Origin of the sequence: Nocardioides cavernaquae, from assembly GCF_003600895.1 — a bacterium.
In the GTDB taxonomy this organism is placed as follows: Bacteria; Actinomycetota; Actinomycetes; order Propionibacteriales; family Nocardioidaceae; genus Nocardioides; species Nocardioides cavernaquae.
On sequence record NZ_QYRP01000002.1, the window covers coordinates 580,115 to 601,207 of the forward strand.

The 21,093-nt window shown below is 70.5% G+C and carries 23 protein-coding genes and 1 tRNA gene; 7 read left to right on the forward strand and 17 right to left on the reverse strand.

Going from position 1 to position 21,093, the window contains the following annotated elements:
* The first annotated feature begins 24 nt into the window (after positions 1 to 24).
* Entirely contained in the window at positions 25 to 180 is a 156-nt protein-coding gene (locus tag D4739_RS16780; protein ID WP_182920289.1) for a DUF6131 family protein, read from the forward strand.
* Positions 181 to 263: 83 nt separating this feature from the next.
* On the opposite strand, the gene D4739_RS02990 is transcribed toward D4739_RS16780, so the two are convergent.
* Complete coding sequence (locus D4739_RS02990) at positions 264 to 1,181, reverse strand: alpha/beta hydrolase fold domain-containing protein (RefSeq protein WP_120059186.1); 918 nt, start codon at positions 1,179 to 1,181, stop codon at positions 264 to 266.
* Between the two features lie 86 nt (positions 1,182 to 1,267).
* Between D4739_RS02990 and D4739_RS02995 the strand changes: the two genes are divergently transcribed.
* Both D4739_RS02995 and D4739_RS03000 read left to right on the forward strand, forming a co-directional pair.
* Positions 1,268 to 1,741 (forward strand): YchJ family protein, encoded by a 474-nt coding sequence (locus tag D4739_RS02995; protein WP_182920290.1) that lies wholly within the window; start codon positions 1,268 to 1,270, stop codon positions 1,739 to 1,741.
* 21 nt (positions 1,742 to 1,762) lie between these two features.
* Positions 1,763 to 1,987, forward strand: coding sequence for a DUF167 domain-containing protein (locus D4739_RS03000; RefSeq protein ID WP_120059187.1), 225 nt, complete (start codon positions 1,763 to 1,765; stop codon positions 1,985 to 1,987).
* A gap of 37 nt (positions 1,988 to 2,024) precedes the next feature.
* Here D4739_RS03000 and D4739_RS03005 read toward each other — a convergent pair whose 3' ends face one another.
* Both D4739_RS03005 and D4739_RS03010 read right to left on the reverse strand, forming a co-directional pair.
* Positions 2,025 to 2,804, reverse strand: a complete 780-nt coding sequence (locus D4739_RS03005) for a sulfite exporter TauE/SafE family protein (protein ID WP_120059188.1) — start codon at positions 2,802 to 2,804, stop codon at positions 2,025 to 2,027.
* A gap of 9 nt (positions 2,805 to 2,813) precedes the next feature.
* A complete protein-coding gene (locus tag D4739_RS03010; RefSeq protein WP_120059189.1) occupies positions 2,814 to 4,211 on the reverse strand; it encodes a cystathionine beta-synthase in 1,398 nt (465 codons plus the stop codon).
* 37 nt (positions 4,212 to 4,248) lie between these two features.
* Between D4739_RS03010 and D4739_RS03015 the strand changes: the two genes are divergently transcribed.
* Complete coding sequence (locus D4739_RS03015) at positions 4,249 to 5,253, forward strand: SGNH/GDSL hydrolase family protein (RefSeq protein WP_120059190.1); 1,005 nt, start codon at positions 4,249 to 4,251, stop codon at positions 5,251 to 5,253.
* Between the two features lie 157 nt (positions 5,254 to 5,410).
* Here the strand turns inward: D4739_RS03015 and D4739_RS03020 are convergent, their stop codons facing one another.
* Positions 5,411 to 6,277: a Bax inhibitor-1/YccA family protein gene (locus D4739_RS03020; protein WP_120059191.1), complete on the reverse strand. Its 867-nt coding sequence runs from the start codon at positions 6,275 to 6,277 to the stop codon at positions 5,411 to 5,413.
* Positions 6,278 to 6,458: 181 nt separating this feature from the next.
* Positions 6,459 to 6,908 carry a MarR family winged helix-turn-helix transcriptional regulator gene (locus D4739_RS03025; protein WP_120059192.1) on the reverse strand — a complete coding sequence of 150 codons (450 nt, stop codon included), beginning with the start codon at positions 6,906 to 6,908 and terminating at the stop codon, positions 6,459 to 6,461.
* A 123-nt stretch (positions 6,909 to 7,031) separates the two neighbouring features.
* On the opposite strand from D4739_RS03025, the gene D4739_RS03030 reads away from it, so the two are divergent.
* A complete protein-coding gene (locus D4739_RS03030) occupies positions 7,032 to 7,592 on the forward strand; it encodes a YceI family protein (protein WP_120061706.1) in 561 nt (186 codons plus the stop codon).
* Positions 7,593 to 7,669: 77 nt separating this feature from the next.
* On the forward strand, positions 7,670 to 7,984 hold the full coding sequence (locus D4739_RS03035) for a GNAT family N-acetyltransferase (RefSeq protein WP_120059193.1): 315 nt from the start codon (positions 7,670 to 7,672) through the stop codon (positions 7,982 to 7,984).
* Positions 7,985 to 8,067: 83 nt separating this feature from the next.
* Here D4739_RS03035 and D4739_RS03040 read toward each other — a convergent pair.
* Positions 8,068 to 8,141 (reverse strand) — tRNA-Leu (locus D4739_RS03040).
* A gap of 72 nt (positions 8,142 to 8,213) precedes the next feature.
* Here D4739_RS03040 and D4739_RS03045 point away from each other — a divergent pair.
* A complete protein-coding gene (locus D4739_RS03045; RefSeq protein WP_120059194.1) occupies positions 8,214 to 9,041 on the forward strand; it encodes an alpha/beta fold hydrolase in 828 nt (275 codons plus the stop codon).
* Between the two features lie 96 nt (positions 9,042 to 9,137).
* Here the strand turns inward: D4739_RS03045 and D4739_RS03050 are convergent, their stop codons facing one another.
* The 11 genes from D4739_RS03050 to mfd all read right to left on the reverse strand — a co-directional run bounded on the left by D4739_RS03050 (position 9,138) and on the right by mfd (position 21,028).
* Positions 9,138 to 9,968: a uracil-DNA glycosylase gene (locus D4739_RS03050; RefSeq protein ID WP_120059195.1), complete on the reverse strand. Its 831-nt coding sequence runs from the start codon at positions 9,966 to 9,968 to the stop codon at positions 9,138 to 9,140.
* A gap of 33 nt (positions 9,969 to 10,001) precedes the next feature.
* Complete coding sequence (locus D4739_RS03055) at positions 10,002 to 10,331, reverse strand: hypothetical protein (RefSeq protein WP_120059196.1); 330 nt, start codon at positions 10,329 to 10,331, stop codon at positions 10,002 to 10,004.
* 85 nt (positions 10,332 to 10,416) lie between these two features.
* Entirely contained in the window at positions 10,417 to 11,439 is a 1,023-nt protein-coding gene (locus D4739_RS03060; protein WP_120059197.1) for a Ppx/GppA phosphatase family protein, read from the reverse strand.
* Positions 11,436 to 11,999, reverse strand: a complete 564-nt coding sequence (locus D4739_RS03065; protein WP_120059198.1) for a DUF501 domain-containing protein — start codon at positions 11,997 to 11,999, stop codon at positions 11,436 to 11,438. The genes D4739_RS03060 and D4739_RS03065 overlap by 4 nt, the downstream gene beginning before the upstream one ends.
* Complete coding sequence (locus D4739_RS03070; protein ID WP_182920291.1) at positions 11,996 to 12,457, reverse strand: FtsB family cell division protein; 462 nt, start codon at positions 12,455 to 12,457, stop codon at positions 11,996 to 11,998. The genes D4739_RS03065 and D4739_RS03070 overlap by 4 nt, the downstream gene beginning before the upstream one ends.
* Positions 12,458 to 12,531: 74 nt before the next feature.
* The gene (eno, locus tag D4739_RS03075) at positions 12,532 to 13,809 is read right to left on the reverse strand and encodes a phosphopyruvate hydratase (RefSeq protein WP_120059200.1); all 1,278 of its coding nucleotides are present in this window, start codon (positions 13,807 to 13,809) and stop codon (positions 12,532 to 12,534) included.
* Between the two features lie 227 nt (positions 13,810 to 14,036).
* A complete protein-coding gene (locus D4739_RS03080) occupies positions 14,037 to 14,462 on the reverse strand; it encodes a MazG nucleotide pyrophosphohydrolase domain-containing protein (protein WP_238473495.1) in 426 nt (141 codons plus the stop codon).
* A gap of 18 nt (positions 14,463 to 14,480) precedes the next feature.
* Entirely contained in the window at positions 14,481 to 15,182 is a 702-nt protein-coding gene (locus D4739_RS03085) for a hypothetical protein (RefSeq protein ID WP_120059201.1), read from the reverse strand.
* 12 nt (positions 15,183 to 15,194) lie between these two features.
* On the reverse strand, positions 15,195 to 15,695 hold the full coding sequence (locus tag D4739_RS03090) for a hypothetical protein (protein ID WP_120059202.1): 501 nt from the start codon (positions 15,693 to 15,695) through the stop codon (positions 15,195 to 15,197).
* A gap of 75 nt (positions 15,696 to 15,770) precedes the next feature.
* A complete protein-coding gene (locus D4739_RS03095) occupies positions 15,771 to 17,366 on the reverse strand; it encodes a response regulator transcription factor (protein ID WP_147384772.1) in 1,596 nt (531 codons plus the stop codon).
* Between the two features lie 161 nt (positions 17,367 to 17,527).
* Positions 17,528 to 21,028 (reverse strand): transcription-repair coupling factor, encoded by a 3,501-nt coding sequence (mfd, locus tag D4739_RS03100; protein ID WP_238473496.1) that lies wholly within the window; start codon positions 21,026 to 21,028, stop codon positions 17,528 to 17,530.
* Positions 21,029 to 21,093: the final 65 nt, after the last annotated feature.

Genomic DNA, 21,093 nt, shown 5'->3' on the forward strand with positions numbered 1-21,093 from the left:
CCGACGCCGGAGAAAGGAACGCCCATGATCGTGCTCGGCATCGTCCTTCTGATTCTCGGAGCTGTCCTCGACATCTCGATCCTGTGGACGCTCGGCATCATCCTGGTCCTGGTCGGAGCCGTGCTGTGGATTCTCGGTGCCGCGGGCCGGCCCATCGGCGGGCGCGCGCACTACTGGTGACCGCGCCTGACCTGAGGCAGCCACGAGGGTGAAGACTTTTCGTCACATGCCGACGAAAAGTCTTCACCTTATTTGGGTCCGGCTCAACCGGTGATGAAGCGGACGGTCTTCCTCAGCGCTGCCCGCGCCTCACTGATCGGCAGGATCGGATAGACGTGCAGCAGTCCGTGCCCGACCACGAACTCCAGGTCCCAGCCCACCTGCGCCGCACGATCGGCCAGGGCGACCGAGCCGGCGTAGAGCATGTCGTGGGTGCCGCAGAAGAGCAGCGTGCGGGGCAGCCCCTCGAGGCCCGCAAGGGCGGGCGAGACCTCGGGCCGCGCGAGATCGTCAGCGGAACCGGCCCAGAAGAGCGCGTAGATGTCGTGGTTGTCGATCGAGAGCCACGGGTCGCGCGCTGCGGCCTCCTCGGTGCCCGGAGCCGACCGCGTGAGGTCTCCCCAGGGCGCGATCAGCACGAGGCGTGACGGCTGCGCTCCCCCGAGATCGCGGACGCCCAAGGCGACGGCGAGCGCCAGCCCGCCACCGGCCGAGTCGCCACCGAGCACGACCTCGCCCTCGGCGCAGAGACGCGCGACGTAGGAGGTCAACGCAGGGATCGAGTCCCGCCAGGTGTGCTCGGGTGCGAGCGGGTACGCCGGGAACACGAGCCGCGCGTCGGTGGCAGCCGCGAGCTTCGCCGCCCACTTCCACTGCTGCGGGTGCGCGATCGCGGTGAAGGAGCCCCCGTGCAGGTGGACCACCGTGCGCGACCAGGTCCCCGACTTCGGGGTCGCAACGTGCACCGGGAACCCGATGTCCTCGACCGCGACGTCCCAGTCCTTCGAGAGCCACTCGGGCGGCGTCGTCGCCCGCTCCCTGTTCTTGCGGATCAGCACCGACCGGAGCTTCTCGGCGTCGGTGACGACGACCTTCGGGTTGAGCCGCGGCAGCGCGAACGCCACGACGCGGTGGCTGAGGCTGGGGCGGCGAGGACGCGACACTCGAGGCAGACCGGACACGTCCGCACGCTATCCCGACGGCGCGCCACGACAGCGGCGGGACCTCAGGTGTGACGGATTCCGCGGAAGGTCCTAGGCTTCCTGTGATGTCCTTCACCGATTACCCCCGCCTCTGCCCGTGCGGCACCGGGTCGAACTACGGCGTCTGCTGTGGTCGGCTGATCAGTGGTGCCGCCGAGGCCCGCACGGCGGAGGAGCTGATGCGGTCGCGCTACGCGGCGTACTCGCTCGGAGAGCTGGACTACGTGTTCCGGACGTGGCACCCGAAGACGCGGCCAGCCGACGTCTCGCCTGCGCCGGGCATCACCTTCGTGGGGCTGACCATCGACGACCTCGTCGCGGGCGGCACCGACGACGACCTCGGCGTGGTCGAGTTCACCGCCCGCCTGCGCACCCCGCGGGGCAACGACGAGATGCACGAGCGCAGCCGGTTCTCCAAGCGCGCCGGGCACTGGGTGTACGTCGACGGCGACCTGCCCGACGTGGCTCCCGTGGTCAACGAGGGACGGCCCGTCGACCGCGGCCCCACCGCGTTCCGCCAGCACGGCCACCAGGCCTGACGCGCGGGTGCACTGACGGCGATGGCGCGCTACGGCATCACCGTGAAGCCCGGCTCGAGGAAGGGCCCCCTGGTCGAAGTCAGCGATGACGGCACACTGGTCCTCTTCGTCCGTGAGCGTGCGGTGGATGGTGCCGCAAACGACGCCGTGATCCGGCTCCTGTCCGATCACCTCGGGGTGCCGAAGTCACGGATCGAGATCGTGCGCGGCCACACCAGCCGCAGCAAGCTCGTCGACGTCGACTGAGCGAACGCGGCGCACTGCCCCGGGCTGACCGGCGGGGTCAGCCCCACCAGCCGAGGACGTCGCCGCCGATCCGCACGATGAAGGCGCCGACGACGAGGATGAAGAAGACCCGCACGAAGCCGGCTCCCTTCGACACCGCCACCCGGGCGCCCAGATAGCCCCCGACCAGGTTGGCCACACCCATCGCCAGCCCAATCCCCCACAGCACAGCGCCCTGCGGAACGAAGACCACGAGCGCCGCGAGGTTCGTTGCCCAGTTGGCCATCCGGGCCTTGGCGGACGCCTCGAGGAACGAGTAGCCGAGCAGCCCGACCAGCGTCACCACGAAGAACGAGCCGGTGCCGGGGCCGAGCGCTCCGTCGTACGCACCGATGACGAGGCCGATCAGCATCGCACCGGCCAGGTGGCGGCGGTCGGCGTACTTGAGCTCCGTCTCGCCGCCCACCGATGGCCGGAACAGCACCCACGCGCCGATGACCAGGAGCGCCACGAGCACGATCGGCTCGAACGCCTCACGCGGTATCTGCGAGGCGAGCAGTGCCCCCGCGAGCGAGCCGATGAAGGCGCAGATCATCAGCGGCACGAAGGTGCCCGGGTGCGGCCGGACACGACGGTAGTACGTCGCCGAGCTGACGCTCGTGCCGCAGATCGAGGCGAGCTTGTTCGTGGCGAGCAGCTGCACAGGAGACGCACCCGGCAGGCCGACCACCAGCGCGGGGAGCTGGATCAGCCCGCCACCGCCGACGACCGCGTCGACGAAGCCCGCGGAGAGCCCGGCCACGACCAGCAGGATGACGACCGTGACGTCGAGATCCATCAGGCGGGGCTAGGACCGGCCGCGCGCGATGTAGGCCAGGAAGTCCTGCCGGGTGACGACGCCGACGGGCTTGCCGTCCTCCTGGACCAGCAGCGCGTCGACCTCCTCCAGCGCAGTGACCGCCTCCGAGGCGGGCGCTCCGGCGCCGATCGTGTGCAGCGGCGGCGACATGTGCTTCTCGACGGAGTCGGTCAGCTTGGCGTGGCCGGCGTAGAGCGCGTCGAGCAGGTCGCGCTCCGAGACCGACCCGGCGACCTCGGCGGCCACGACGGGCGGCTCGGCGCGGACCACGGGCATCTGGGACACGCCGTACTCCTGGAGGATCTGCACGGCCTCGGCGATCGTCTCCGTCGGGTGCGTGTGCACGAGGTCGGGCAGCTGGCCGGACTTGCCGCGAAGCACCTCGCCGACGGTCTTCTGCGCAGCGTCCTCGCTGCCGGTCGGGAAGCCGTAGCGGGCGAGCCACTCGTCGTTGAAAACCTTGGTCAGGTAGCCGCGGCCCGAGTCCGGGAGGAGTACGACGATGACCGCGTCGTCGCGTCCCTCGGCGGCGAGCTCCTCGGCGAGCTGCTTGGCCGCGAAGGCCGCCATGCCGGACGAACCGCCGACCAGCAGCGCCTCCTCGCGCGCCAGGCGCCGGGTGAACGCGAAGGAGTCAGCGTCGGAGACCTCGATGACCCGGTCGGCGATGGTGCGGTCGAAGCAGTCGGGCCAGAAGTCCTCGCCGACGCCTTCGACCAGGTACGGCCGGCCCGTGCCGCCGGAGTAGACGGAGCCCTCGGGGTCGGCACCGATGACCTGGATGTCGGGGTTCTGCTCCTTCAGGTAGCGACCGATGCCGCTGATCGTGCCGCCGGTGCCGACACCTGCGACGAAGTGGGTGATCTTGCCGTCGGTCTGCCTCCAGATCTCCGGACCGGTGGTCTCGTAGTGCGACCGCGGGTTGTTGGGGTTGGAGTACTGGTCGGGCTTCCAGGCGCCGGGCTGGGAGGCCAACCGGTCGCTCACGTTGTAGTAGGAGTCCGGGTGCTCGGGGGCCACCGCGGTCGGGCAGACGACCACCTCGGCGCCGTAGGCCTTGAGCACGTTGCGCTTGTCCTCGCTGACCTTGTCGGGGCACACGAAGATGCACTTGTAGCCCTTGGACTGCGCCACCATCGCCAGCCCGACACCGGTGTTGCCGGAGGTCGGCTCCACGATCGTGCCGCCGGGCTGGAGCGCGCCGGACGCCTCCGCCGCCTCGATCATGCGCGTCGCGATCCGGTCCTTCACGGACCCGCCCGGGTTGAGGTACTCGATCTTGGCCAGCACCATCGGGCCCTTGCCTGCGAGCCCGTCGAGCGACGTGTTCAGCCGCAGCAGCGGGGTGTTGCCGATGAGGTCCAGGAGCGAGTTCGCGTAGTCCACGCCCTCAGGCTAGCGGGGCGATCCGTAGAGTGGGCCCGTGGGGAAAGTGGACACCGCCCGCAGGATCGCCTCCGCCGCTGCAGTGAGCGGCGGAGGTTTGTCTGCGCTCGGACTCGGCGTCTACGGGCTCATGCGCGCTGAAGCCATGCTGGCCCGTAAGGCCATCGGCGACCCCTTGGAAGATCCGCCCCCCAACTCCTCGGGGTGGTACGGCCGCCGACGCCCGGGCCCCGCGATCAAGGTCGCCCTGCTCGGCGACTCCGGCGCCGCCGGCTACGGCGTCGACCGGGTCGAGGACACGCCCGGCGCCCACCTCGGCACCGGCATCTCGACGTACGCCGACCGCCGGGTCTACCTCGGCTCGTTCGCGGTCGTCGGGGCGCAGACCTCGGACCTGATGGACCAGGTCGAGCGTGCGCTGCCGATCGAGCCGGACGTCGTCGTGATCTCCATCGGCGGCAACGACGTCACCCACGGCGTGACCCCGGCCCGGTCCGTCGAGCACCTCGAGCCCTGTCTCGGCCGGCTCCGCGCAGCCGGCATCCAGATCGTCTTCGGCACGTGTCCCGACCTGGGCACCGTGCGCCCGATCAACCCGCCGTTGCGCCAGTGGGCGCGCGTGATGTCGCGCCGGCTCGCGGCGGCCCAGGCCGTGGCCGTCGTCCAGGCCAACGGCCGCTCGGTGTCCCTGGGGTCGATCCTCGGTCCCGAGTTCGACGCCCGTCCGCTCGACCTCTTCGGCCCGGACCAGTTCCACCCGTCTGCCGAGGGCTACGAGCACCTCGCCGCGGTGCTTCTTCCGTCCACGCTGGCCGCGCTCGGGCTCACGCCCGTCGACGACGCGCCGGTGGCCGGCCGCGGCGAAGGCGTCCTGCTGCTCTCCCGCGCGGCCACCGAGGCCGCCCGCACCCCGGGCACCGAGCTCGACGGCACCGCCTCCGCACGTCGCGGCGTACGCGGCAAGCTGGTCGAGCTGCGGCACCGTCGCCGCCAGCCGCACATCGAGTCCGAGTCGCCCGACAGCGAGCTCGAGCCCGCCTGACCTCCGGCCCTTGCCCGAGGGCCCACATCGCCGATCCCGGACACCTGGGCCCCTGGAACGGCACGAGGCCCCTCCCGACGTGGGAGGGGCCTCGCGGATTCCGGGCGGGCTGCTCGTCGCTGGTCGAGCTCGCTACACGGAACCTGGTCTTGAGTCGTCAGTCCTGGTTCAGGATCGAGAGCAGGCGCAGCAGGTAGAAGTAGACCATCACCAGGCTGGCCGTCAGTCCGAACGCAGCGGTCCACGCGAAGCGCTGCGAGACGCCGGCGGCGATGCCGCGCTCGACCATGTCGAAGTCAAGAAGCAGGCCCACGACACCGAAGCCCAGGCCAGCGAGGGCGAAGACGAAGCCCATGCCGCCGTCGCCGAACAGGCCCAGACCGTTGCCGAACGCGCTCAGCACCATCTCCAGGAGCATCAGGCCGAGGAAGCCGAACGACGCGGCGATGAAGCCGCGGCGGAACTTGTCCCCGATCTTGATGTTGAAGAACTTGTACGCCGCGAGCATGCCGCCCGCGGCGGCGATCGTGCCGAGAATCGCCTGCATGACGATCGGGCTGTCGACCTGCGCCTGGATGACCTTGCTGATGCCACCCATGAAGAGGCCCTCGAGCGCGGCGTACGCGAGCACGAGGCCGGGGCTGAGCATGGACTTCTTGAAGGCGGCGACGAGACCGATGATCAGGCCACCGATCATGCCGACGGCGGTGAGGCCGATCAGCATGCCGTAGTTGCCGTCGGCGGTGCTGATGTCTCCGGTGCCGAACCAGAGGGCAGCCGCGACAACGACGACGAGACCGAGCGAGATGCCGGTCTTCTGGACGACGTCATCGATCGTCAGCGCGCGATCGGCCTGGACCGGAGCGCCCGGCGTGCCGGTGCCCCAGCTCGACGCATCGCCGTACTGCTGGCCGGGGGCCGGGTAGGCCGCGCCCGCACCGGGGTAGGTCTGGTTGCCGTAGGTGCTCGCACCCTGGCCGTTGAAGGCCGGGGAGTTGTTGAACACCGGGTTGTTGCTGTTCATGAGGTCTCCTAGTGAAGGCCTGGAGGGCGCCGTCTCCCTGACGGGTCGCACCGTGCACCACCAGTCTAGGCAGCGCGGTACTGATGACAACGTCTGAGGCGAATCCCGCGTTCCCGAATCCAGCCAGATCCAGCCGAATCCAGCCGGGATCGTCCGGAATCACGTCAGGATCGCGCCTGAATCAGTCGAGCGCCTCGAGCAGCCGGTCGGTCAGGCGGCCCAGGTCGGCGTACTCCTCCGGCGTGAGGTGGTCGACGACGAGGCGCCGCACGGACTCGACGTGGCCCGGCGCGGCCGCCCCGATGGTCTCGCGACCCTCCTCGGTGATGCCGACGAACGAACCCCTGCCGTCCTCCACGCACTCCGAGCGCTCGACGAGCCCGCGGCCCTGCATGCGCTTGAGCTGGTGGGAGACCCGGCTGCGCTCCCAGCCGAGCTCATCGGCGAGCTCCGAGATCCGGACCCGACCGGACGGGACATCGGTGAGCTTGACCAGGACGGCGAAGTCCGCCATCGAGAGGTCGGAGGCCGCGGCCATGTCGCGGGCCAGGGTCGCATTGAGCTCGCGGTTGAGGCGCAGCCAGTTGCGCCAGATCCGCTGCTGTTCGTCGGTGAGCCACTCGGTCGTCATGAAGACATCATACGGGAATAGTTGACACATCACACAGAGTTGAGCAAGATGTAGATGACACATCACCCACTGGCGATGTTCCCCATCTTGAACACCACCGAACCCACCACTGAGGAGAACCCCATGAGCACCGCAACCGTTCCCGCCACGCTGACCGACCTGACCGGCACCTGGGCCCTGGACCCGAGCCACTCCCGCGTCGGCTTCGTTGCCCGCCACGCGATGGTCACCAAGGTCCGCGGCGCGTTCAACGAGTTCGAGGGCACCGCGACCATCGGCTCCGACATCAACGACACCGCCATCGCGCTGACGATCCAGGTCGGTTCGGTCGACACCCGCAACGCCGACCGCGACGGCCACCTGAAGTCCGGCGACTTCCTCGAGATCGAGAAGTACCCGACGATCACGTTCACCTCCACCTCGACCAAGGCCGTGGGCTCGACCCTCGAGGTCACGGGCGACCTGACCATCAAGGACACCACCAAGTCGATCACCATCCCGTTCGAGTTCGAGGGCGCTGCGCTCGACCCGTTCGGCAACGTGCGCGTCGGCTTCGAGGGCTCCGTCGCGATCAACCGTCGTGACTACGGTGTCACCTGGAACGCGGCCCTCGAGACCGGTGGCGTCCTGGTCAGCGACAAGATCACCCTCGAGTTCGAGGTCTCCGCGATCAAGTCCGCCTGACCCGCACCGCCCCGCACCCGCACCGCACCGCACTGAACCGGCCCACCCCGGCCCCTCGACGTACAAGGAGCAAGTCAATGGCCAGCCCCGAGATCGAAGTCCGCGACAACCCGACCGAGCACCGCTACGAGATCCACGTCGACGGCGCGCTCGCCGGATTCACGGTCTACGAGCCCGGCGAGAGCTTCCTCGCCTTCGTGCACACCGAGGTCGACGATGCGTACGCCGGGCAGGGGCTCGCCAAGGTCCTCGTCACCGAGACCCTGGACGACGTCCGCAAGCGCGGACTCGCGGTCTTGCCGTTCTGCCCCTACGTGCGGGGTTTCATCTCGAAGAACCCCGGGTACGTTGATCTGGTGCCGGAGTCCGAGCGCGCGAAGTTCGGCCTCTGAGCCACACCCCGAGAGGGCCCGCGAACGCAGCATCCCCCCGATGCGTCGCGGGCTCTCGCGGATTTCCGGCGAGGTTGCCGGAGTGCCCCCGGTGGGGCTCGAACCCACACTGGGCCGCTTTTAAGGCGGCTGCCTCTGCCGATTGGGCTACGGGGGCGCACCAACACTAGGGGGTCCCGCTTCAGGGGCGCCGCAGCCGTCGGCCCACCCGGCCCGCTAGCGTGCCGACATGACCGAGCTCCCGTCCGGCCGGATCCCGCCGGCCCAGATTCAGTTCGCGCAGGCTGCTGACGGCCCGCTTGCCTACGTACGCCGCGGCGAGGGCCCGCCGCTGCTGCTGGTCATGGGCGTCGCCGGCCACCACAGGATGTGGAGCGAGGAGTTCCTCGCCGCGCTTGCCGAGCAGTTCGACGTCGTGGCGTTCGACAACCGCGGCATCGGCGAGAGCTTCCTTGCGGCGTCGGGCTTCACCCTGGACGACCTGGCGGCGGACGCGGTGGCGGTCATGGACCACGTCGGCTGGGACAGCGCGCACGTCGTCGGCATCTCGATGGGCGGCGCGATCGCACAGCTGGTCGCCCTCGACCACCCGGCACGCGTCCGGACGCTGACGCTCGGCTGCACGTGGGCCGAGGGCTCGGACGCCTGGGCGCCGGGTGTCGGCAAGCTCGCCGAGGCTGCCACGAGTGGAGATGTCGCGACCGCGGCCCGCCTGATGTTCGAGGCCAACGTCTCCCCCGGCTTCGCCGCAGAATCGGGTCACTTCAAGGAGTTCACCGAGATCGCCGGATCGGTCAAGGTCCCCGGCCCGGTGGTGCTCATGCAGATGAACGCCGCGATCGCACACGACACCACCTCGCGGCTCGGTTTGCTCGAGCGGCCGACCCTCGTCGTACACGGCACGGCCGACGACGTCATCAAGCACGAGGCGGGCGAGCGTCTCGCGGCCGCCATCCCGGGCGCGACCCTCGACCTCTGGGACGGCGTCGGGCACCTGTTCTTCTGGGAGCAGCCCCAACGAGCCGCCGACGCGATCGCCGCCCACGCGCTGGGCTGATCCGCCCGCACTTCGCGCGCGTTTCGGGCACTTGTCGTGGCGTGCACGGCACGACAGGTGCCCGTTTCACCGGCCGGCCGGTGAAACCGCGAGCGGTCAGCGGAGCGCGGCGGCCTCGCCGAGCACCGCGTCGAGCATCTCCTCGGTCAGGCGGCCGGTGAAGGTGTTCTGCTGGCTGGGGTGATAGCTGCCGAGCAGCACGACCTCGCGACCGTCCGGACCCGTCAGCACAGCCCGGGCACCGTGACCGAACTTCGGCTTCGGGCGGGGCGCGGCGTACCCGGCAGCGCGGAAGGACCGCAACGCGGCATCCCACCCGTAGGAGCCGAGGGCAACGACTGCGCGGACGTGCGGCGCAACCAGAGCCACCTCGGCATGCAGCCAGGGGGCGCAGGTGTCGCGCTCCTCGATCGTCGGCTTGTTGTCCGGCGGCGCACAGCGGACCGCCGCGGCCATGCGGGTGTCGATGAGCTGCTGCCCGTCTCCAGCATGCTCGCTCGTCGGCTGGACGGCGAGGCCCACCCGGTGGAGGGACGCGAAGAGCCAGTCGCCCGAGCGGTCTCCGGTGAAGATCCGGCCCGTGCGGTTGCCGCCGTGCGCGGCGGGCGCCAGTCCGACGATCAGCACGCGCGGCGTCGTGGAGCCCCAGCCGGCGATCGGGCGACCCCAGTAGGGCTGGTCCGCGAACGAGGCGCGCTTCTCCACCGCCACCTTCTCCCTCCAGGCCACCAACCGTGGGCATGCCCGGCACACCGACACCCCGGAGTCCAGGACGGCGAGACTGCCGGCGTCCGCACCGTTGCGGACACCGGCAGCCGAAGTCGCCGGTGACGTTCCGGGCAGGAAGGGGTCGTCCGGCCACCCGCTCGGGGAAACGGGTGACGTGAACGTGTCACCGGTGACGGGGTGCGGGCGGAGGGATGTCACCCGCACATCTTGCCGCCGACCGGGCCCGGTCCGTCAGGCCGGCCCCATCAGCGGATCAGGTCGGTCGCGGTTGTTCTCCAGGGGCGAGCGGCTCATGCCCGCTGCCGGGCCGGTCTCCGGCGACATGTCGGTCAACAACGGATCGGCAGGGTCGAACCGCTCCGACCCGTCGGGAAGATCGCTGCCCACCGTGTGGCGCACCTTCCCGGCGGCGGCCATCACCTTCTCGCGGGCTACCTCACTCGCGTGGGGCGCCTCGTGCATCGCGTGCCGGATCTGCTCGTAGCGCTGCCGCCCGGCCTTGGCCCCGAGCACGTATCCGACGCCACCCGCGGCCAGCATGCTCATCCTGTGAATACGCATGTCTGTCTCCCTTCGTCGCCTGGTCAGTGCCCAGGATGACGACGGGTAAACCCCTCACACCTTCGACCAGCCGTTGAGGGTCGGCTCAGTCGCTCGCTCGCGCCTCGCTCGGCTCAGTCATCGACCAGGCGATCCCGTCGAGGATGTCCGACTCACTGACCAGCAACTCGGGCCGATCCGTGCGGCGCAGGACCCGGTCGAGGATCAGGGCACCCGCACCGATCACGTCGGCGCGACCGGGGTGGAGGAAGCCGAGAGCACGCCGCTCGGCGACGCTCATGCCGAGCAACCGATCGCAGGTGTCCAGGACCGACTCGCGGGAGAGCACGGCGTGGTGGATCGCCTCGCGCTGGTACGTCGGGAGGTCGAGCACCGCGGCGGCGATCGTGGTGATCGTGCCCGCGACTCCGACCACTGTGCGCGCGGCGGAGATGTCCACGCCGAAGGCGGGAAGGGTGTCGAGTGCCGCATCGATCACCCGGGCTGCCTCGGCGATCTCGGCGGCAGACGGCGGGTCTCCGGCCAGCAGGCGCTCATGGATGCGGACCGATCCGATGTCGAGGGAGTGGCCGGCGGTCACGTGACCGTGGGCATCACCCACGATCAGCTCGGTCGAGCCGCCGCCGAGGTCGATGACGACGATCGGCCCCTCGACCTGCCCGTCGACCACACCGAGCGATCGGGTCGCGCCGTCGTAGGAGAGCTGGGCCTCCTCGGCGCCGCTGACCACCTCGGGCAGGATGCCGAGGCGCTCGCGCACACCGGCCACGAACTCGTCGGCGTTGCTGGCATCGCGTGATGCCGAGGTGGCGCAGAACCGCATGCGCTCGATCGGGTAACCGGCCATCGTCGCCTTGAACTCGTCGATGGCCGCGAAGGTGCGGGCGATCGCCTCGGGGTCGAGGCGGCCGGTGCGGTCGACGCCCTGCCCGAGGCGGACCATGCGCATGTCGCGGACCAGCTCGGTCTCCTCACCCGTCTCCGGGTCGAGGCGGCTGATCAGCAGCTTGATGGTGTTGGTGCCGCAGTCGAAGGCCGCGACAACGTGCCCGACCGAGTCGAGCGAGGGACGAGCGAGCGACCGAGGGGACGCCAGCGGGTCCGTCATGAACCAGACTCCGCCGGGTCAGACGCGGACTCAGACCGGGCAGACACGCACGGGCCGGACTTCCACCACTCCCCGAGGATGTCGAGCACCTCGTCCCCGAGCGGGTTGACGCCCCGGCCGCGGGCCAGCGAGTGGCCGGCGAGGACGTGCAGGCACTTCACGCGATCCGGCATGCCGCCGGCGGAGATGCCCGCGATCTCGGGCACGTCGCATCCGGCCTCGACGCCGATCGCGGTGCGCGCGGCGATGTAGTCGTCGTGCGCAGCGGCGTACGACGCGGCGAGCTCGGGATCCGTGCCCAGCCGGTCCTGCATCTCCTTCATCAGCCCGGAGGCCTCGAGGGTGCCGATCTTCGACGCTGCGCGGGGGCAGGTCAGGTAGTACGTCGTGGGGAACGGCGTGCCGTCATCGAGCCGCGGCTCGGTCGCGACGACGTCGGGGTTGCCACAGGGGCACCGGTGCCCGACGGAGTGGATCGACCGCGGGCGGCGGCCGAGCTGAGCCTCCACCGCAGCGATGTCCGCTTCGTCGATGCGGCTGGGGCTGGCGGGAGAGGTCAACGTGCTTCCTTGTTGTCGCCGGCAGCCTCGACGGACTCCCAGGCGGTTTCGTACCAGGCAACGGGCACCTGGCCGGGCAGGTTGCCCGGGTCGGCCAGCTCCTCGACGGCGCCGATCGGCTCGCCGTTCTCGTCGAGGGCCTGGAAGCTCTCCTCGCCCGGCATCACGTAGCCGAAGCGGAGACGCGCCTGCTGCTTGACGTAGGCGTCATCGGAGTAGCGCCGCTTCTCGCCCCGGAGGTCCTCGATCTCGGCCTGGGTCTGCGCGATCTGGCTGCGGAGGTCGTCCATCTCCGCGCGCTGCTGGAACCACGCACGGAACGACGAGGCCCACGAGACCGCGAGCATCGCGACGACGAGCAGCAGGATCACCGCACGCTTGGTGATGCGGGGACGCTCCCGGTTCGCAACCGAGGCAGCGGCCGCGGCGGCACGCAGCGTCGTACGTGCGCCAGGCATGGATGGACCGGTCGAACGACCGGGACCCGCCTGTCCCCGTGAGGGGGTACGACGCTGCGTGGCCATTGCGTGTGTCAGCCCTTGAAGCGCGGGAACGCGCCGGCGCCGGCGTAACGAGCCGCCTCGCCGAGCTCGTCCTCGATGCGCAGGAGCTGGTTGTACTTCGCGACGCGCTCGGAGCGGGCCGGGGCGCCGGTCTTGATCTGGCCGCAGTTGGTCGCGACGGCGAGGTCGGCGATCGTGGTGTCCTCGGTCTCGCCGGAGCGGTGCGACATCATGTTGCGCATGCCGCTGCGGTGGGCGAGTTCGACGGCGTCGAGCGTCTCCGTCAGCGAGCCGATCTGGTTGACCTTGACCAGCATCGCGTTGGCCTGGCCGCCGGCGATGCCGCGCTGCAGGCGCTCGACGTTGGTGACGAAGAGGTCGTCGCCCACGAGCTGGGTCTTGTCACCGAGCTGGTCGGTGATGGACTTCCAGCCGTCCCAGTCCTCCTCGTCGAGGGGGTCCTCGATGGAGACGATCGGGTAGTTGGCGACGAGGTCGGCGTAGTAGGCGATCATCTCGTCGGAGGTCTTCTTGGCGCCCTCGAACGTGTAGAGGCCGTCCTCACAGAACTCCGTGGCGGCGACGTCGAGCGCGAGGACGACGTCCTTGCCCAGCTCGTAGCCGGCCTTGGCGACGGCCTCGGCGATCAGGTCGAGCGCGGCGCGGTTGGACTCGAGGTCGGGCGCGAAGCCACCCTCGTCGCCGACCGCGGTGGCCAGGCCCTTGTCCTTCAGCACGCCCTTGAGCGTGTGGTAGACCTCGGCGCCGACGCGCAGGGCCTCGGAGAACGTCGCGGCACCGATCGGCGCGATCATGAACTCCTGGATGTCCACGTTGGTGTCGGCGTGCGCGCCACCGTTGAGGATGTTCATCATCGGGACCGGCAGCACGTGGGCGTTGGGGCCGCCGACGTAGCGGAAGAGCGAGAGGCCGGCGGACTCGGCAGCGGCGCGGGCAACGGCGAGCGAGACGCCGAGGATGGCGTTGGCGCCGAGGCTGGCCTTGTTGGGCGTGGCGTCCAGGTCGAGCATCGTCTGGTCGACCAGGCGCTGGTCGTCGGCCTCGAGACCGATGATCGCGGGCGCGATGGTCTCGACGACGGCCTTGACCGCGTTGACGACGCCCTTGCCGAGGTAGCGCTCACCGCCGTCGCGAAGCTCCATGGCCTCGAAGGCACCGGTCGACGCACCCGACGGGACTGCGGCGCGAGCGAACGCGCCGTCCTCCAGCTGGATCTCGACCTCAACAGTGGGGTTGCCGCGCGAGTCGAGGATCTCTCGGGCGCCGACAGCAGCGATGGAAGCCACGGGTTTGCTCCTGGGTGAAGACGTGATGGGGGACCGCTGGCCAGCCTAGGGGACTACCGCGCGGTAATCGGGCACCCCGCGCGACCGTGGAATGCCGACACGGCGCGACCTTGATGTCGACACGGCGCGACCTTGATGTCGACACGGCCCAACCTGGATGTCGACGCGGCGCAACCTTGCGGCGTACGCCCGAACTTGCGCCGTGTCGACGCCGAAGTTGCGCCGTGTCAACGCTGGGGGTTTGCGCGCTCGGCGGCCTTCGCGGCCTGCCAGAGCTCCTCGATCTCCTCGAGGGTGAACTCCCGTCCCGACTCGGCCTCGGGGCCGAAGACGTGAGGGTTGCGGCGGAGCATCTTCTCGGTCAGCCCGGCGATCACGTCGTCCATGGTGAAGGCACCTGCCGACTCGGCGATCGCGGCGTGGAAGTAGATCTGCAGCAGCAGGTCACCGAGCTCCTCGCGCAGGTGGTCCCACGATCCCGTGGCGGTGCCCTCGTCGATGGCCTCGAGCACCTCGTCGGACTCCTCGCGGAGGAAGCGCGCCAGCGACTCGTGGGTCTGGGCGCCCTTCCATGCGCACCGATCGCGCATGGTGCGCATCAGGCCGAGGAACTCGACGAGCCCCTCACCCGATGCGGGCCGCTGCTCGGTCACCGACGGATCACCGCCCGATCACTGCTGGGGCGGAGCGGGTGTCCCGCAACGCTGGGCCGCAGGCAGCTCGGCGACAGCGGCCTGGTCCATCGCATTGCCGCTCGGCTCGGCAGCGACCGAGAGCGAGCCGCTCGCGCCGCTGAACTGGAAGGTGTCGAGGTCGACGTCGCCGAACCGCGGGTCACGGACCAGGTCCGCGTCCTTGCGGAACTCGGCGAACACCGCGCGGCCGGCTGCGCTGGCGGCATCGGGCGAGGCGTCTCCGCCCGGGACCGTGGCGCCGACGATCTGCAGCACCGCGCGGCGTACGCCCTCGAGCGCGAGACGGTCGAGGGCCGTGGCCTGCTGGGAGTCCGGGAGGTCGGTGATCGCCTTCTCCGCCTCCTCGCGCACGCCGCTGCGCACCTCCGCCAGGTCGACATCGTGCTCCGTGGCGAAGTCCTCGATCAGCACGTCGGTGATCAGGGTCTCGACGGCAAGGCTGCGCACGAAGGACATCGGCACCCCGGCACCCTGCTGGGCGAGCCCGCGCTCCTCGAGGGCGCACGTGGCCAGGGCCAGGTCATCGACCTCGGTCAGGCCGATCCGCTCCCCCGAGACCACGGCCGCATCGCCCGGGTGGAGCGCCGAGCCGTCGGAGCAGCCACCCAGGGCGGGAATCGCGAGCAGGAGCAGGAGCGAGGCGCCGGTGCGCCGGGCCGGGAAGCGGATCGAGGTCACCCGGCCATTGAATCAGTAGCCGCGCAGTGAAGCGGTGATCAACCTGCTCACCTCGCGGTCGCGGCGCCAGCGCTCGAGCCGCGAGGGCTCCCGCTGAGCCGGGACGGCAAGCGTCTCCATGAGGTGGCGCACCTCGTCGATGCCTTCCTGGATCGAGTGGCTCGGACGCAGTGCGCCGATCGCGTGGGCCAGCTGCGCGTTGTGGTGGTCGGTGAGCCCGGCGAGGACCCGCGAGTCCGCGAAGGTGGCCAGCACCCGGCGCAGGTCGGGCGCGTGCCGTGCGGCCGTCACGTAGGCATCGCAGAGTGCGTCCGTCGGAGACCCGTCGCCGGTCTCGAGCTCGGTCTCGAGGCAACCGTCGAGCAGGTGGACCCAGCGCTGGTGCAGCTCACGGACCAAGTCGTCCTCGGTGGGGAACGCCTCGTGGAACGCCGGGGACATGGCGGTGCCGCCGCTCTCGAGGTATTCGTCGATCAGCTGCCGGTGGGTGTGGACCTCGTTCCAGTCGTGCATGGTCTTCTCCGAAGGGGTGAGTGGGGAGCCACCAGATTCACTCGCGGGCTGAGCAACCCGCATCGGCCAGGTGGCCTAGATCCGGGTCTCATTTCGGGTGTCAGCCACGCCCGCCGCAACCAGGCCCGCCAGCTGCACGCGGGAGGAGATCGTCAGCTTGGCGTAGGTGCTGGACAGATGGGCCTGCACGGTCCGTGCCGAGAGGAACAGCTCGGCAGCGATCTGTGGATTCGTGAGGCCCTGGCCGGCCCGGATCGCAACGGCCCGCTCGGCACGGGTCAGCGGCGCGAGCGGGTCGACCCGGACCACCGGCAGCGTCGTCGCGCCCGTGTGGCGCGCGAGCAGCAACCCGGCCGCGATCAACGGTTCGCGGGCCCGGAGCCCGTGGAAGATGTCCGTCGCCTCGCGCAGCAGGACCACCGCGTCCGCCGGCCGGCCGCGCGCGATCCACCCGCGCGCGGCATCCAGGCAGGCCTGGCCGAGAGCAAACGGCCGACCACAGGAGCGGTAGCGCTCGACCGCACTCAACAGCGTGTCGATGTCCCCGGAGAGCAGCCCGGCACACTGCAGCGCCGACGCATCGGCGCTCGCCACCCCTCCGGCACGCCGGGCACCCTCGGCAGCCTCGAGCGACACCTCACGGGCCAGCTCCAGGTCACCACCGGCAACGGCGGCACGCACGAGTGCGGGCGCGAGCGGACGCCAGATGACCATCCAGCGGTGGCTGCGTGTGCGGTACCAGGCCTCGGTCAGGGTCTGCCGGTACGCCGGCAGCTGCTGCGCCGCGGTGGCCCGGCCCACCAGCAGCCACTCCTCGCCGTACCTCCCGAAGGCGCCGAGGCGGTTGGCGCCCGCCGCGTCGAGCAGGGTGGTGGCCCCGCTCGCGTTCCCGCGCAGGGATTCCACGATCGCGGCGACGCCCCATCCCCACGGTCGCGCGGCGAGCGAGCCGGACCTGTCGGCCTCGGCGAGGTTCGAGTGCGCGTCCATCAGCGCGCGGTCCCAGTCGCCGGCAAGCAACCGGACGATCCCGCGCAGGCCGAGGAGCCACGGGCGATGGGCGGCGGTCTCAGCGACGGCCGGGCTCGCGAGTGCCTCGCTCAGCAGTCGGTCGGCGTCGGCGAGGAGGTCGAGATCAACCATCGCCGCGGCGAGGGGCAGCACCGGAAGCGGACGTAGCCATCCCGAGCGCGGGCCCGAATGCGGGGCGATCGAGCCCAGCCGCGACGACCGACGGGCCAGGTCCACGGCGAGTCCGGGATACCCCTCGGACTGGGCCACCAGCGCCAGGTTGGCCAGCGACTCGCAGACGGCCGCTGCGTTCCCCGAGCGCTCCCCCAGCTCCAGCGCCTGGTTGGCGGTAGTACGGGTCGCTGTGAGGTCTCCGCCGAGGAACTGCACCTCCGACGCCTGAGCCAGGTACGACGCGCGGAGACCCGGGTTGTCCGTGAGGGACGCGGCGAACAGGAAGTGGTCACGGGACTCGACCACGCGCCCGACCCGCTGGAGCATCACGCCGAGGGCGGACTCGACCTCGGCGCGTACCAACGGGTCGGGCGCGATGAAGAGCAGCCGGGCGGCAGTCCCCGCAGCGGCATCGAGACGACCGGTCTCGATCTGGTTCCGCAGCAGGTCGAGCGTCCGGCGAGCCTGATCGCCGGGAGTTGCCACGCGCTCAGCCTTGCACCGCCGTGCCCGGTCGGTCAGCGCCGGATTGGTCATCCCGGGGATCCCGGCCGGGCCTGGTCCCGGGGGAACCGTCCGGGGTGCGACCCCTTGCTTGCTGGAGGCAAGCACCGTCAGGCGTTCGGGGCCTTGCCTGCGGCACGCTGCTAGCTGGTCGGGTCGAGCACAGTGTCGATGACGACCGTCGCCCAGGCCAACAGCTCGAGGTCGCGGATCGGCTGGCCGCCGATCGGCTTGGTGAGCGGCCGCGGCACCAGCACGGTGGAGGTCGCCGGCTTCACCAGCGAGCCCGCGTAGATCCGGTTCAGCCGGACCACGCGCGAGTCGGGCAGGTCGACCGGCGCGAACCGCACGTGCTTGCCGGCGATGGTGACCTCGGAGATGCCGGCTTGGCGCGCCCGGGCCCGGAAGCGGGCGACCATCAGCAGGGACGCGACCGAGGACGGCGGGTTGCCGTAGCGGTCGAGCAGCTCCTCGTGGATCGCCCTCACGTCGTCGTCGCTGCGGACCTCGGCCAGCCGCTTGTACATCTCCAGGCGCAGGCGCTCGGTGGGGATGTACTCGTGGGGCAGGTGGGCGTCGACCGGGAGCTCGATGCGGACCTCGCCGAGCTCGGTCTCGGTGTCGCCCTTGAACTCCGCAACGGCCTCGCCGACCAGCCGGACGTAGAGGTCGAAGCCGACGTCGGCGATGTGGCCGGACTGCTCGCCACCGAGCAGGTTGCCCGCGCCACGGATCTCGAGGTCCTTCATGGCGATCGCCATGCCGCCGCCGAGGTCGGAGTGTTGCGCCAGGGTCGCGAGCCGCTCGTGCGCGGTCTCGGTCAGCGGCTTCTCACCGGGGTAGAGGAAGTAGGCGTAGGCCCGCTCGCGGGAGCGACCAACACGACCACGGAGCTGGTGCAGCTGCGAGAGGCCGAGCATGTCGGCGCGCTCGATGATCATCGTGTTGGCGTTGGAGACGTCGAGGCCGGACTCGACCAGGGTCGTGCAGACCAGGACGTCGAAGGTCTTCTCCCAGAAGTCGAGCATCACCTGCTCGAGCTGCTTCTCGCCCATCTGGCCGTGGGCCGTCGCGACCCGCGCCTCGGGCACCAGCTCGCGGATCTTGGCGGCCGCCTTCTCGATCGAGTTGACCCGGTTGTGGATGTAGAAGACCTGGCCCTCGCGCAGCAGCTCGCGACGCACGGCGGCGACGACCTGGCGGTCCTCGTAGGCGCCGACGTAGGTGAGCACCGGGTGGCGCTCCTCCGGCGGGGTGGCGATCGTCGACATCTCGCGGATGCCGGTGATCGCCATCTCGAGCGTGCGCGGGATCGGGGTCGCAGACATGGCGAGCACGTCGACCGACGTGCGCATCCGCTTCATCTGCTCCTTGTGCTCGACACCGAAGCGCTGCTCCTCGTCGACGATGATCAGGCCGAGATCCTTGAACTTGACCTCGTTGCCGAGCAGGCGGTGGGTGCCGATGACGATGTCCAGTGAGCCGTCCGCCAACCCCGCAAGTACTTCCTTTGCTTCCTTGTCCGTCTGGAACCGCGAAAGCTGGGCAAGGTTGACGGGGAACCCCGACATCCGTTCCACAAATGTTGTGTGGTGCTGGGTGACCAGGAGCGTCGTCGGCACGAGCACCGCGACCTGCTTGCCGTCCTGCACTGCCTTGAACGCGGCGCGCACCGCGATCTCGGTCTTGCCGTAGCCGACGTCGCCACAGACCAGCCGGTCCATCGGGACGGTCGAGCGCATGTCGGCCTTGACCTCGTCCACCGTCGAGAGCTGGTCGGGGGTCTCCTGGAACGGGAATGCGTCCTCGAGCTCGCGCTGCCACGGGGTGTCCGGTCCGAAGGCGTGGCCCTTGGTGGCCTGCCGCGCGGCGTACAGCTTGATCAGCTCGGCCGCGATCTGGCGCACGGCCTTCTTGGCCTTGGCCTTGCGGTTGGTCCAGTCGGCGCCGCCGAGGCGGTCGAGGCTCGGCGCTTCTCCGCCGACGTACCGAGTGACCTGCTCGAGCGCGTCGGCCGGGACGTAGAGGCGGTCGGGAGGAGAGCCCTTCTTGGATGCGCCGTACTCGAGGACGAGGTACTCGCGCGTGGCTCCGCCGACCTCGCGCTGCTTCATCTCGATGAAGCGGCCGACGCCGTGCTGCTCGTGGACGACGAAGTCGCCGGCCTTCAGCTCGAGCGGGTCGATCTGCTTCTTGCGGCGTGCGGGCATCTTGCGCATGTCGCGCGTCGAGCTCTTCTGGCCGGACAGGTCCTCGCCGGTGAGCAGGGCGAGCTTGACGCCTTCGTGCACCAGGCCTTGCGCGAGGCTGCCGGTCAGCACGCCGACCACGCCGGTCCCGGGCTCGCCGAGGCGGGCCGCGACGTCGTGCTCCGCGAGCACCTCGACGGTGCGCTGGGCAGGTCCGTGGCCGGGGTGGATGATCGCGACGGTCCAGCCGTCGGCGAGCCAGGTGCGGACGTCGCGGACCACGGCCTCCATGTCGCCGCGGTACGCCGGGGCGGGCTGCGCCGGGACGACGAGGTCGCCGTCCTCATCACCCGCGTCGAGGCCGAACGGGCTGAGCGTCCACCAGGCCCGGCCGCCGCGCAGGGCGGTCGTGCGGACCTCCCCCAGCTCCTTGTACGACGCGGCGCCGAGGTCGATCGGGCTCTGCCCGCCACTCGCCGCAGCCGCCCAGCTCGCGCCGAGGAACTCCTCCGCGGTCGCGACCAGATCGTGGGCTCGCGAGCGCGCACGCTCGGGGTCGAGCACCAGGACCGTCGTGTCGGCGGGGAGCAGGTCGACCAGCAGCTCCATCTCGTCGACGAGCGCCGGGGTGAGGGACTCCATGCCCTCGACGGCGATGCCCTCGGCAAGCTTCTCGGTGAGCTCCTTGAGCTGCGGGTGCGCCTCGCCGAGAGCCCGGGCCCGCTCGCGGACGTCGGGAGTCAGGAGCAGCTCGCGACAGGGCGGGGCCCAGAGCCGGTCGACCTTCTCCAGCGTGCGCTGGTCGGCGACGGAGAAGGAGCGGATCTCCTCGACGTCGTCACCCCAGAACTCCACCCGCAGCGGGTGCTCCTCCGTGGGCGGGAAGACGTCCACGATGCCGCCGCGGACGGCGTACTCCCCCCGCTTCTCGACCAGGTCGACGCGGGCATAGGCAGCGTCCTCCAGGCTGCGCGCGACGTCGTCGATGAGATGAGTCTCGCGCGGCTTCAGGGCAACGGGGACGAGGTCACCCAGGCCCTTGACCTGCGGCTGGAGCAGCGACCGGACCGGAGCCACGATCACCTTGATCGGGCCCTCCTCCTCGGGGTGCACGATGCGGCGCAGGATCGCCAGGCGGCGGCCGACGGTGTCGCTGCGAGGGCTGAGCCGCTCGTGCGGGAGCGTCTCCCAGCTCGGGAAGTAGGCGACCTGGTCGAGTCCGAGGAGGTCGCCGACCTCCCCCACCAGGTCCTCCGCTTCGCGACTGGTCGCGGTGACCGCCAGGACGGTGCGGCCGGTGCCTGCCAGGCCCGCAACGACGAACGGACGGAGCGCGTGCGGACCGGTGATCTCGAGAGCATCGGTGACCGCGGCCTCGCCGAGGGCGCGGGCCAGGTGCGGCTCGGCAAGAACAGCGTCGACGAGTCCGTTCAACCCGGACAGCTCGGCAGTCACGATGATCCCCTTCGGCAGCACTAACGCCCCCTGCCGACGCGGCGAGGGGGTGAGGCGCTCAGTCT